The organism is Streptomyces sp. NPDC006552, assembly GCF_040611655.1.
Taxonomy (GTDB): Bacteria; Actinomycetota; Actinomycetes; order Streptomycetales; family Streptomycetaceae; genus Streptomyces.
This window is the reverse complement of sequence record NZ_JBEXOS010000116.1, coordinates 1-12553: the sequence shown is the minus strand read 5'-3', so window position 1 is coordinate 12553 and position 12553 is coordinate 1. Positions and strand designations below refer to the sequence as shown.

General features: G+C 74.2%; 8 protein-coding genes and 1 pseudogene. 7 read left to right on the top strand and 2 right to left on the bottom strand.

The annotated features are described in order from the left end of the window. Window positions 1–119: 119 nt before the first annotated feature. Window positions 120–1694, bottom strand: a complete 1575-nt coding sequence (locus tag ABZY33_RS35150) for an NADH-ubiquinone oxidoreductase-F iron-sulfur binding region domain-containing protein (RefSeq protein ID WP_356495786.1) — start codon at window positions 1692–1694, stop codon at window positions 120–122. Next, window positions 1691–2794, bottom strand: a complete 1104-nt coding sequence (locus ABZY33_RS35145) for a cytochrome b/b6 domain-containing protein (protein WP_356495785.1) — start codon at window positions 2792–2794, stop codon at window positions 1691–1693. The genes ABZY33_RS35150 and ABZY33_RS35145 overlap by 4 nt, the downstream gene beginning before the upstream one ends. A 513-nt stretch (window positions 2795–3307) precedes the next feature. Here ABZY33_RS35145 and leuS point away from each other — a divergent pair. The 7 genes and pseudogenes from leuS to ABZY33_RS35110 all read left to right on the top strand — a co-directional run. Continuing rightward, window positions 3308–6220 (top strand): leucine--tRNA ligase, encoded by a 2913-nt coding sequence (leuS, locus tag ABZY33_RS35140; RefSeq protein ID WP_356495784.1) that lies wholly within the window; start codon window positions 3308–3310, stop codon window positions 6218–6220. Between the two features lie 132 nt (window positions 6221–6352). Beyond that, window positions 6353–7054, top strand: coding sequence for a hypothetical protein (locus ABZY33_RS35135; protein WP_356495783.1), 702 nt, complete (start codon window positions 6353–6355; stop codon window positions 7052–7054). A gap of 63 nt (window positions 7055–7117) precedes the next feature. Next, the gene (locus tag ABZY33_RS35130) at window positions 7118–7966 is read left to right on the top strand and encodes a DegV family protein (RefSeq protein WP_356495782.1); all 849 of its coding nucleotides are present in this window, start codon (window positions 7118–7120) and stop codon (window positions 7964–7966) included. Between the two features lie 84 nt (window positions 7967–8050). Further along, window positions 8051–9223 (top strand): ComEA family DNA-binding protein, encoded by a 1173-nt coding sequence (locus ABZY33_RS35125; RefSeq protein WP_356495781.1) that lies wholly within the window; start codon window positions 8051–8053, stop codon window positions 9221–9223. Window positions 9224–9231: 8 nt separating this feature from the next. Then, window positions 9232–11769: a ComEC/Rec2 family competence protein gene (locus tag ABZY33_RS35120; protein ID WP_356495787.1), complete on the top strand. Its 2538-nt coding sequence runs from the start codon at window positions 9232–9234 to the stop codon at window positions 11767–11769. A gap of 149 nt (window positions 11770–11918) precedes the next feature. Continuing rightward, window positions 11919–12164: a hypothetical protein gene (locus ABZY33_RS35115; RefSeq protein WP_356495780.1), complete on the top strand. Its 246-nt coding sequence runs from the start codon at window positions 11919–11921 to the stop codon at window positions 12162–12164. 223 nt (window positions 12165–12387) lie between these two features. Beyond that, a pseudogene (locus ABZY33_RS35110) lies at window positions 12388–12495 on the top strand (DNA polymerase III subunit delta); the annotation flags it as partial. Window positions 12496–12553: the final 58 nt, after the last annotated feature.

The window sequence follows — 12553 nt, the reverse complement described above, 5'->3', positions numbered from 1 at the left end:
CTCCCTCTTTTTTTAGTCCACGCTCCTCTCACTCATCACCACCCACAACCACTCCACCCCGCCCCCCCCCCCACCCCCCCCCCCCCCCCCCCCCGCTTCTCTCTGTCCGGAGCCGGTGGCTATCGGCGGGCCCGGCCGCGGCCTGGCGGGAGCGCGGGCGGCAGCGCCCGGGCGGCGGGGAGCGCCGAAGCGTCCTCCTCCAGCCGCAGGGCCAGCGCGGGACAGCGCCGTACCGCCCGCACCGCGTTCGCCTCCGAGTAGCGCGGCACCGCCGCGTCCGCGACCGCCGGAAAACCGTCCGGGCCCAGCTGGATCAGCTCCGGCACGATGTCCGCGCACAGCCCGTGGCCCCGGCAGAGCGTCCAGTCGACGGCGAGCCGCCTGCCGCTGGGGGCCGCGCTCGCCGGCGGGGCCGTGTGCAGTGGCAGCACCCCGCGCACCGGGCGGCCGCACCCGGCGCCGAGGACGTGCGCGGCCAGGTCGTCGGTGAACGCGGAGACCGTCGACTCGATGAACGCCGCCGAACCGTCCGGATGCTTGCAGGCCCCGCGCCGCTTCACCGCGCGGGTGACCTCGCGCAGCGCCTCCAGGGCGGTGGGCCCGCCGCCGTTCAGGACGTCCTCCAGGCCGCGCGCGGCGGCGGGCAGCCCTAGGTAGCAGGGCCCGCACTGGCCCGCGCTCTCCGCGGCCAGCCACTGCGCCACCTTCAGGGCCTCGCCGAGCGCGCACGTCTCCGGGCCGATCGGCAGGATCGCGCCCGCGCCCAGAGCGCCGCCGCTCGCCTCCAAGGAGGCGCGGGAGACGATGGCGTCCTGCGCGCCGGCCCCGTCCAGCCACTTGCCGTGGTAGCCGCCCGTCAGGACGCCCTGAGGGAGCGGGGGAGCGCCCGCGAGCTGAAGGACGTAGCGCAGGGGGACGCCGGAGGGCACCTCCAGGACCATGGGGCGCGTGACGGCGCCGGAGAGCGTCAGCAGGAGCGTGCCGGGCTCGTCGTGCAGGCCGGTGCGGCCGTAGCGCTCCGGGCCCGTCCGGGCGGCGACGGCGAGCTGGGCGAACGTCTCCGCGTTCGACAGGAGCGTCGGGGCGCCGCCCACCCCGGAGTCGGAGGCGCGCACCTTGCGGCCCGGCGGCATCGGCGGGCCGCCGTCGGCCGAGCGGATCAGGGCGGAGGACTCGCCGGTGACCATCCGCGCCGGATTGCGCTGCACGCGCGCGCGAAGCCGCGCGTTGCGCCGGTCGGTCAGGCCGCGCTCGGCGAGGGCCGCCCGCATCGAGGCCTCCGTGGAGTCACGGGTCACGCCCACGACGAGCGTGCGTGCGCCGAGCGCCTCGGCGACCAACAGGGCGCCGTCCAGGATCAGATGGGGCGCCCGGTTGATCAGCACGGTGTCCTTGCGGCAGGCGGGTTCGTCCTCGCTGCCGTTGACGACGACCACGGGGCGCACGCCGCGCCGGATCGCCGACTCGGCGACCGCGCGCAACTTCTTGGCGAAGGGGAATCCGGCGCCGCCCCGGCCGCGCAGCGACACCGCCTGTGCCAGCTGGGCGAGCGCTTCGCCCGCCATCGGCTTCAGCGGGCCGTGGACCTTGAGGTGCATGTCGAGATCGAGCCGGTCCACCAGGTCGAACCCCGACGTGAGCTGGGGGAGGCCGACGACGCGGACCTCGGGGACGTCGGGCAGCGCCGTGTTCACTGCGTGCCTCCGTAGGGAGTGGTCCAGGGTTCACCGGAGGCAGGGGCCTGGAAAGGGCCGGACAGCGGATCGGTGGGCGCATCGGCGGCCGGATACGGGTCGCCGTGCCGCTCCTCGACGGAGCCGCCGCTGCCGTATGCGGAGCCGCCACTCCCGTATGCGGTGTCGAACGCGGGGACGCCTCCGTAAGGCGTATCGTAGGACGGTTCGTGCGGCTGGTCGTACATCCGGTCGTATCTCTGGTGGTACGAGGGGCGGGGGGCCTCGGCCGGGGGTGGTGGGGACGGTGCGGGCCAGCGCTGGGCGGGCACGGGCTCGCTGCGCTGCCCGTAGGCGGGCGGCCGGGGTCGCGCGGAGGCGCGGGCCGCGCCGGGCGGGGGCGTGGCGACGGCCCGGTAGGCGGCGGCGAAGCCGACCCCCGCGGGCGCGGACGCGGGGCGGGGCGGGGTCTCGGCGGCGGGCGGCGGCTGTTCGGCGCCGTCCCGCAGGGCCCCGCGGGGCATGCGGGGACCCGGGTCAAGGAAGGCGAGGACGCGCGCGGCGACCCTGCGCTTGACGGTGCGCGGCGCCGCCCGCAGGCCCACCGCCCCGGCGACCGCGACCAGGCAGAGGCAGTACAGGACGACGACGTACGTCTTGGGCGCCCGCCCCGCATACAGGCCGTGCATCAGCGCCAGGCACCACGCGGGGTAGGCGAGCATGTGGGTGGCACGCCACCGCGCGGCGAGTCCGGCGGGGGAGGCCATGGCGCTGCGGAGCGCGCCGGTGATGCCGGTGGCCACCATGAGGAGGCCGGCGAGCACGCCGATGCCGATCAGGCCGCCGCTGCCCGCGACGCCGAGCCCGAAGGGGAGCAGCGCCCCGATGAGTGTCACGTGCGCCAGTGCCACCTTCACGCTGACGTGCAGCAGCAGGAAGCCCAGGGAGGCGATCGCGGTGGCCCGGTGGACGCCCTGGGAGAGCAGCCGCTGCCGGGAGGTCAGGAACAGGCGGTCCGAGGCGACCAGGCCCCACACGACGGACGCCGTGAGGGAGACCAGTGACAGCACCCCGGCGGTGAAGTCGACCGCGGCCCGGAAGGCGTCGCTCCCTGTGACCACGGCCACGGGTATGAGCAGCAGGACCGCCGCGCTCAGGACCCCCGTTCTCGCGCGGCGGCTCGTCCCGATGGTGAGCGAACTCCGTTTCAGATGCGGGGAGTTCAGGTGATGAGGAGTGCGAGGGTGCATGGGGGCGACTCCGAATGGTTCGGCACGGTGGACCCACAGGCCCGCACTCTAGGTCGCCGGATACCAGCCAGTACCAGGTTTGAGTTATCTCGCCGTTATCTTGCGGTGGTCCGCCAGAGCTGTTGCCCCGATAGCGGGCGGTACGCGGAGTAACCATTGGCCATGGCTCGGGCCGCAGGAAGCCCGTCGCGGCCCGCGCGGGGGCTGCGGTACCCTGACGCCATGCGTGCCGTACGCCTTCTGCTTAGTGAGCCGCGCTGATCTGTCCCGACCCGCCTTTGCGCGTGTGGTCGGAATCGGCGCGGCGTCCCCTCCTGTGCGAGGGGCTTTTTCATTTCCGGGCACGGGCCGCCGGCAGAGACGATCGATGGAGCTTTGAGGATCATGAGCGAGACGAATACCGCCGCCGCTACCGAGGCGGCGGTCGCACCGCACCGCTACACGGCGACCATGGCCGCCGACATCGAGGCACGCTGGCAGGACTTCTGGGACGCGCAGGGCACGTACGAGGCGCCCAACCCGAGCGGGGAGCTGGCGGGCGACCCGGAGCTCGCCGCCCGGCCGAAGAAGTTCGTCATGGACATGTTCCCGTACCCCTCGGGCGCCGGCCTGCACGTCGGTCACCCGCTGGGCTACATCGCCACGGACGTCTTCGCGCGCTTCCAGCGCATGACCGGGCACAACGTGCTGCACACCCTGGGCTTCGACGCGTTCGGCCTGCCGGCCGAGCAGTACGCCGTGCAGACGGGCACCCACCCGCGCGCGTCGACCGAGGCCAACATGGAGAACATGAAGGCGCAGCTGCGCCGGCTCGGCCTGGGCCACGACAAGCGCCGGTCGTTCGCCACGATCGACCCGGAGTACTACAAGTGGACGCAGTGGATCTTCCTGCAGATCTTCAACTCCTGGTACGACGACGACCTGGGCAAGGCCCGCCCGATCGCCGAACTGGTCAAGCAGTTCGAGAACGGTGAGCGCGCCGTCGAGGGCGGCCGCCCCTGGGCCGAGCTGAGCAAGCCGGAGCAGGCCGACGTCCTGAGCCGCTACCGCCTGGCGTACGCCTCCGACGCGCCCGTCAACTGGGCGCCGGGCCTGGGCACCGTGCTGGCCAACGAGGAGGTCACCGCGGACGGCCGCTCCGAGCGCGGCAACTTCCCCGTCTTCAAGGCGAAGCTGCGCCAGTGGAACATGCGCATCACCGCCTACGCCGACCGCCTGCTGGACGACCTGGACGGCCTGGACTGGCCCGAGGCGATCAAGCTGCAGCAGCGCAACTGGATCGGCCGCTCCGTGGGCGCCCGCATCGACTTCGCGGTTCCGACCGGCTCCGGTGACGGCACCGAGGCGATCACCGTCTTCTCGACCCGCCAGGACACCCTGTTCGGCGCCACCTACATGGTGCTGGCGCCCGAGCACGACCTGGTCGACCGGATCGTCCCGGCCGCCTGGCCCGAGGACACCCACGTCGTGTGGACGGGCGGCCACGCGACGCCCGCCGAGGCCGTCGCCGCCTACCGCAAGCAGGCCGCTGCCAAGTCGGACGTCGAGCGCCAGGCCGAGGCGAAGGACAAGACCGGCGTCTTCACCGGCACGTACGCGATCAACCCGGTCAGCGGCGAGCAGGTCCCGGTCTTCATCGCCGACTACGTCCTGATGGGCTACGGCACCGGCGCGATCATGGCCGTCCCGGCGCACGACGCGCGTGACTTCGCCTTCGCGCGCGCCTTCGAGCTGCCGATGCGCTGCGTCGTGCAGCCCACCGACGACCGCGGCACGGACCCCACCACCTGGGACGACGCCTTCATCGCCGCCGACGCGCAGCTGACCAACTCCACCGGTGCGGACGTCACCCTGGACGGCCTGGGCGTCGCCGATGCCAAGGCGCGGATGACCGAGTGGCTGGAGCGCGAGGGCATCGGCCACGGCACCGTCAACTTCCGGCTGCGCGACTGGCTGTTCAGCCGGCAGCGCTACTGGGGCGAGCCCTTCCCGATCGTCTACGACGAGGACGGCGTCGCCCACGCGCTGCCCGAGTCGATGCTGCCGCTGGAGCTGCCCGAGGTCGAGGACTACAGCCCCCGCACGTTCGACCCGGACGACGCGGACACGCAGCCCGAGACGCCGCTGTCGCGCAACGACGAGTGGGTCCACGTCACCCTGGACCTGGGTGACGGCCGCGGCCCGCGGAAGTACCGCCGCGAGACCAACACCATGCCCAACTGGGCCGGTTCCTGCTGGTACGAGCTGCGCTACCTGGACCCGCACAACAGCGAGAAGCTGGTCGACCCCGAGGTCGAGCAGTACTGGATGGGCCCCCGCGAGGGGATGCCCACCGGCGGCGTCGACCTGTATGTGGGCGGCGCCGAGCACGCCGTGCTGCACCTGCTGTACGCCCGCTTCTGGTCGAAGGTGCTGTTCGACCTGGGCCACATCTCCTCGGCCGAGCCGTTCCACAAGCTGTTCAACCAGGGCATGATCCAGGCCTACGTCTACCGGGACGCGCGCGGGATCGCCGTTCCGGCCACCGAGGTGGAGGAGCGCGACGGCGCGTACTACTACCAGGGCGAGCAGGTCAGTCGCCTGCTGGGCAAGATGGGCAAGTCCCTGAAGAACGCGGTCACGCCGGACGAGATCTGCGCCGAGTACGGCGCGGACACGCTGCGCCTGTACGAGATGGCGATGGGCCCGCTGGACGTCTCGCGCCCCTGGGACACACGCGCGGTGGTCGGCCAGTTCCGCCTGCTGCAGCGCCTGTGGCGCAACATCGTCGACGAGACGACCGGTGAGGTCACCGTGGCGGACGTGGCCGAGGCGGAGATCGACCCGGCCACGCTGCGCGCCCTGCACAAGGCGATCGACGGCGTCCGCGGCGACCTGGAGGGCATGCGCTGCAACACCGCCATCGCCAAGGTCACCGAGCTGAACAACCACCTGGTCAAGACCTACGCCGGCAGCGCGCTGCCCCGGTCCGTCGCCGAGCGTCTGGTGCTGCTGGTCGCGCCGCTGGCCCCGCACGTCGCCGAGGAGCTGTGGCGCAAGCTGGGCCGCACCGACTCGGTCGTCCACCAGGACTTCCCGGTCGCCGACCCGGCTTACGTCGTCGACGAGGCCGTGACCTGCGTCGTCCAGATCAAGGGCAAGGTCAAGGCGCGCCTGGAGGTCTCCCCGTCGATCACGGACGAGGAGCTGGAGAAGGTGGCCCTGGCCGACGAGAAGGTCGTCGCGGCGCTGGACGGCGCCGGCATCCGCAAGGTGATCGTGCGGGCGCCGAAGCTGGTGAACATCGTGCCCGCGTAGCGCACTCGGGGTTGTTCCCTACGGGCAGGTTGGGGGTTCCGCCGGAACCCTCGGCCTGCCCGCTCCGTTTACGGTTAAGGAGCAGGACGACAGAGCGGGACGACGGGGCAGTCAAGGAATCGGAGGAGCGCCGTGGAAGCTGTGCTGGTGCTCGTGGCGCTGATCTTCATTCTGTTCCTGGCGCTCGGCGCGTACGCGACGGTGAAGGTGGTCGGCGCGGCCAAGCGTGGCGTGGACCGCACGGTCGGCCAGGCCCGGCGGGCGGTGGAGGACACCACTCTGCGGGCGAGGACCTTCGCGCAGCCCGGCGTGGCGAGCGAGCTGGCGCAGCTGCGGCTGAAGCTGCGCACCTCCATGCGGGCCACCCAGGACTCCCTGCACGCGCACGTGGCCGAGGACGCCTCCCTCCAGGAGTCCCTCGGCCTCTTCCAGCGCCTGAGCGCGCACGGACACGAGCTGGACGGCGAGCTGAAGCGGCTGGAGAGCGAGCCGGACAAGGCACACGTGCGCAGGCTGCTGCCGGAGATGAAGGCGCGGACGGAGCAGATCACGGCCTCCGCCGACGCGCTGCGGCACGCGGCGCGGGACCGGGCCGGCCGGTTCGCCGGTGACGATCTCGACTCGCTGAGCGCCCAGATCGACCTGGAGGCCGGCGCGCTGCGGCACTGGACGACGCAGGACACCGCCGCCCCGCACGCCGCCCCCCGGGCCTCCGGGCCGGGCACGGAGGGTACGAGCGCGGCGCAGGAGCCCGGACGGCCCGCGATCACCCCGCCCGGTGTACGGCCGGTCTATCCGTGGCAGAAGAAACCCCGGCCCGAGAGCACGACTTGATCCCCTGAGCCCGGCGGGGGCCCGGACTGCCGCCGGACAGCCCCGGCGGGTAACCTCCGGTGCATGTCCCGCCATGTCGCGATCGTCACCGATTCCACGGCCTACCTGCCGCAGCGGACGATGGAGGACCACACCATCACGGCGGTGCCGCTCACCGTGGTCCTGGGCGACCGGGCGCTGGAGGAGGGCACGGAGATCTCCGCCCGCTCGGTCGCGGAGGCGCTGCGCAAGCGGCGCTCGGTCACGACGTCGAGACCCAGCCCGGAACTGTTCGCGCAGACCTACCGCAAGGTCGCCGAGGCCGGCGCCACCGGCATCGTCTCGCTGCACCTGTCCGCCGAGTTCTCCGGGACGTACGACGCCGCGGTCCTGGCCGCCCGGCAGGCGCCGGTCCCCGTGCGCGTCGTGGACACCGGCATGGTGGCCATGGCCCTCGGCTTCTGTGCGCTCACCGCGGCGGAGGTGGTGGACGCCGGGGGCACCGCCGACGAGGCGGTGGCCGCGGCGGAGAAGCGGGCGGCGGGTACCTCCGCCTATTTCTACGTCGACACGCTGGACTATCTGCGCCGCGGGGGCCGGATCGGCGCCGCGCAGGCGTTGTTCGGCTCCGCGCTCGCCGTCAAGCCGCTGCTGCAACTGGACGGCGGCCGGATCGAGCTGAGGGAGAAGGTCCGTACGGCGTCCAAGGCGATCGCCCGGCTACAGGAGATCGTCGCCGAGCGCGCGGGCAGCGGGCAGGTGGACATCGCCGTGCATCACCTGGCGGCGCCCGAGCGGGCGGAGGCGTTGTCCGGCTGGCTGCGGGGGCATGTGCCGAACCTCGGGGAGCTGCATGTCAGCGAGGTCGGGGCGGTGATCGGGGCGCATACCGGGCCCGGGTTGGTGGGGGCGGTCGTGTCGCCTCGGGGGTGACGTAGTTGTCCACAACTGGTGGGTTCTCCCCGGGTATTGACCAAGATCCACCGGGATGTCGTGGAGTGCCTACCGTCTCGTGGCATGGCACTTCGATCACAGTCCGGAACAGCAAGGGCATCCAGCGGGCCGGGGCGCGGCCCCGCCTCCGACCGCCGCGCCAGGCACCGCTATGTCGTGCGACGGCGTACGCGACGCAGGCAGCTCGCGGCGGAGCGGACGCGGGTGCGAGCGGAGGCGCTGTTCGCGCCGCCAGTACCGCCGGTGGTGGGGTGGGGTGGTTCGGGGGCGGGGCCCTATGTGCAACCGGTGCGGGAGCCGCAGCCGGGGACGGTGCCGGATCCTGAGCCGGATCTGGGGTCGGGGCGGAAGTCGGTGTCGGAGGTGGATCCGGGGTCGGCGCGGAGGTGGGCGCCTGAGCCGGATCGGCGGCCGACGCCAGGGCCGGTGCCCGAACCGGGGCCGGGGTCGGTGCGGAAGCTGGTGCCTGAGCCGGATTTGGGGTCGGCGCGCGAGTCGGCGGTGGACGAGGTGGTCGCGGAGCCGGTTTCGGTGTGGCGGGAGCGGGCCGGGCTCGCGGTGCGGGACCGGTTGCCGGTGTGGGTGCAGACGCGGTGCGGGATCGAGCGGCGCGGCGCTCTGGCCCTGGTCGTCGTCCTCGGAGTGGCGGCGCTCTTCGCGGTGCAGCACTTCTGGACCGGGCGTACCCAGCCGGTGCGGGCGCCGGAGACCGTGCATGCCGCCGCGCCGGAGAGGGCCGAGCCGCCACGTGCCGCCGCTTCCCCGGCGGCAGCGGGGCCCGCGGCGTCGGGCGGCGCCGAGATCATCGTGGACGTCGGCGGAAAGGTACGCAGGCCCGGGGTGCAGCGGCTGCCCGCCGGGGCCCGGGTCGCGGACGCGCTCCGAGCGGCGGGCGGGGTCCGCCCCGGCACGGACACCGCCGGCCTCAACCGGGCGCGGCTCCTGACCGACGGCGAACAGGTCCTGGTCGGCGCACCGGCGGCGGCTCCGGCGGCTCCGGCAGCCCCGGTACCCGGCGGATCGGCGGCCGCCGCCGCTCCCGGGGCCCCGGTCACTCTCAGCACGGCCACGGTGGACCAGCTCGACACCCTGCCCGGCGTCGGGCCCGTGCTGGCCCAGCACATCATCGACTACCGCACGGAACACGGCGGCTTCCGCTCCGTCGACGAACTGCGCGAGGTCAACGGGATCGGCGACCGCCGCTTCGAGGACCTCCAGAACCTGGTGCGGCCGTGAGCGACACCGTGAGCGGCGTTTCCTCTCCGCGCCCCCTTTCCCCCGCGCTCCGGCGGCTCGGTGACGCGGACCCGCGGCGGGATGAGCCGCTGGACCTGCGGCTGGTGCCGCCCGCGCTGGCGGCCTGGTTGACGGCGGCGGTGACGTTGACGGCGCCGCCGGGCCGGGTGACCGCGGTGGTGGCGGTGTGCGCGCTCGCCGGGTTCGCGCTTCTGGTTGCGGGCCGCGCGGGCCGACGGCGACCGGGAAGAGCACGGACCGGCCCAAGGCGCCCGGCTCCTTCTTGGCGGGGCCCGTCCGGGGCCGTGCTGCTGCTCTGCGTCGCCGCGGCCGCGGCCTCCGCGGGGGCGCACGGAGCCGACCTGCGCCGGGGGCCGGTGCCCGGGCTCGCCGCCCAACATGACCGGGTGAGCGCAGACGTGGAGATCGCCTCCGATCCGCGGCTCACCCGGCCCCGGGTCATGGGGGACCACGCGGCGCCGCGCGCCGTGGTCGTCGAGGGAGAGATCGTGCGGGTGACGGCGCCGGACGGGACGGTGTCGCGGACCCGGGCGCCGGTTCTGATCATCGCCGCGGCGCGGGGCAGCCCCTGGCTCTCGCTGCTGCCCTCGACCCGGATCCAGGTCAGGGGCGGGCTCGCACCGCCGATGCGCGAAGGTGACCGGATCGCCGCGGTGCTGCGCGTCGCGCGGGGTGAGCGGCCGCGGGTGGTGGCGGGACCGAGCGGGCCGCAGCGCCTGGCCGGGAAGTTGCGGGGAGGGCTGCGCGCGGCGACGGACGGGCTGCCGGGGGATGCCCGGGCGCTGTTGCCGGGACTGGTGGTGGGTGACACGGCCCGGGTCACGCCGGAGCTGCACGCGGCGTTCCAAGCAACGGATCTGCTTCATTTAATGGCTGTAAGTGGTGCGAATTTCACGATTCTGCTCGCCCTGCTGACCGGTCCGCCGGGCACGGCGCACCGGGTGGAGCGACGGGGGCTCGCGCCGCGGGTCGGGTTGTCGCTGCGGGCGACGGCGTTGCTGGGCGGGGCGCTCACCCTCGGGTTCGTCGTGGTGTGCAGGCCCGAGCCGAGTGTGCTGCGGGCGGCGTCGTGCGGGGCGGTCACCCTGGTCGCCATCGCCACGGGACGCCGCAGGTCCCTGCTTCCGGCGCTGGCCACGGCTGTGTTGCTGCTGGTCCTGTACGACCCGTGGCTGGCGCGGAGTTACGGGTTCCTGCTGTCGGTGCTCGCCACCGGGGCGCTCCTGACGCTGGCGCCGCGGTGGAGCGCGGGGTTGCGCCGGCGCGGGGTGCCGGCGCGGGCCGCCGAGGCGCTGGCGGCCGCGGCGGCGGCACAGGCGGTGTGTGCGCCGGTTGTCGCGGTGCTGGCGGCGCGGGTGAGTCTGGTGGCCGTGCCGTGCAATCTGCTCGCGGAGTTCGCCGTGGCGCCGGCGACGGTGCTCGGGTTCGCCGCGCTCGCGGCGGCGCCGGTGGCGATGCCGGTGGCCGAGTTCCTGGCCTGGTGTGCCGGCTGGCCCGCGGGGTGGATCGCGGACATCGCGCGGGCGGGAGCCGCCTTGCCGGGCAGCGGAGTGGACTGGCCCGGGGGCTGGCGCGGCGGGGTGCTGCTCGCGGTCGGCACGGTGGTGGCGGTGCTGGTGGGACGGAGAGTGCTGAAGTCGCCGTGGGTGGTGGCGGCGTGTCTGCTCGCGCTGTTCCTGGTGGTCGTGCAGCCGCCGCCGGTCACCCGCGTCGTCACCGGGTGGCCGCCGCCGGGCTGGCGGCTGGTCATGTGCGACGTGGGGCAGGGCGACGCCCTGGTGCTTGCGGCGGGGCCGGGGGCGGGGGTGGTCGTCGACGCGGGTCCCGACCCACTGCTCGTGGACCGGTGCTTGCGCTCGCTCGGCATCACGAAGGTGCCGTTGCTGCTGCTCACGCACTTCCACGCGGACCATGTGGCGGGGCTCGCCGGGGTGTTGCGGGGGCGGTCGGTCGGGGTGATCGAGACGACCGGGCTGCGGGAGCCGGTGGACCAGGAGGCGTTCGTCCGGCGGCTCGCCGGGGAGCGCGGGGTCCCGATGGTCGCGGCGGCGGCGGGGGAGCGGCGGCGGACCGGGCCGCTGAGCTGGGAGGTGCTGTGGCCGGCACGGCCGTTGACGGTGCCGGACGGCCCGAACGACGCGAGCGTCACGTTGCTCGTGCGTACCGCGGGGCTGACCATGTTGCTGCCCGGGGACCTCGAACCGGCGGCGCAGCGCGCCCTGTTGAGAACCGGCGACGGGGCCCGCCTGCCCCCGGTCGACGTGCTCAAGGTCGCCCATCACGGCTCGGCGTACCAGGACCCCGAGCTGCTGCGCCGGGTCGCACCCCGGCTCGCGTTGATCAGCTGCGGGGCCGACAACCCGTACGGGCATCCGGCGCCGCGTCTGGTGGAGGCGTTGCGGGAGCAGGGCACGGCGGTACTGCGGACGGACCGGGACGGGGCGGTCGCGGTGGTGGGGCGCGGTGGCGACGGACGCGGCGCCGACGGGGGAGAGGGGCTGGGGGTGGTGCGCAGGGGCAGCTGACCACGGCCCGGGACCCGCGTGGCCCGGAGCCTCGCAAGGCCACCCCGCCCCGGGTCCCTCCGGCCGGGCCCCTCCGGCGGCCCCGCCCGGCCCCCGTCCGTCCACCCACCTCGTTGGATCCGAATCGATGCGTGGCGGAACATAGAGAGGTGAGCGATGAGAGACACGTACTGGTGCTGCCCGACCGTGACGCCGCGGAGGAGGCGGCCGAGGCGCTGCGGGAGCGGTTCGGGGTGACCGAGGAGCCGCAGCTCGTACGGGACGCGCTGGCCGGTGAGGACGATGCCGAAGACGCGCAGTGGCTGGTCGTGGTCGAGGACGCGGAGGGCCGGCTCGACGCGGGTGCGCTGGACGAGTTCGCGGCTGGGTGGGACGGCTGGCGCGAGGAGCCCTGAGACCGGGCCGCCCGGACCCGTGTGACGTGCGGTCGGCCCACCCTGGGACGGGGCACTGCCCGGCCTGACGTGAGGTCGGCCCACCCTGGGACGGGCGCCGCGCGGCCTGACGTGAGGTCGGATCGCCCCGGGCCGGGGCGCCGCGCGGCCTGACCGGAGGTCGATCCGTCGGCGGGCCGGGTGTTCGGGTGGGTTGTCGGTGGGGCGTGGGATGCTTGGCGCGATGGCCAGGAAGACTGCAAACGACGATCCCCTCGCCCCTGTCACCGTCGCGGTGGGCCAGGAGGATCTGCTGCTCGACCGCGCGGTGCGCGAGGTGGTGGCGGCGGCGCCTTCGACCGGGTCGTCGGTGAGGGTGCGCAGCGCGCCGTCCGCGTAGCCGGCCGGGG

What these genes read in the sequence shown, in the direction of transcription:
- leuS (WP_356495784.1), top strand. Translation starts at nt 3,308, where the DNA reads ATGAGCGAGACGAATACCGCCGCCGCTACCGAGGCGGCGGTCGCACCG.
- ABZY33_RS35125 (WP_356495781.1), top strand. Translation starts at nt 8,051, where the DNA reads ATGGCACTTCGATCACAGTCCGGAACAGCAAGGGCATCCAGCGGGCCG.
- ABZY33_RS35130 (WP_356495782.1), top strand. Translation starts at nt 7,118, where the DNA reads ATGTCCCGCCATGTCGCGATCGTCACCGATTCCACGGCCTACCTGCCG.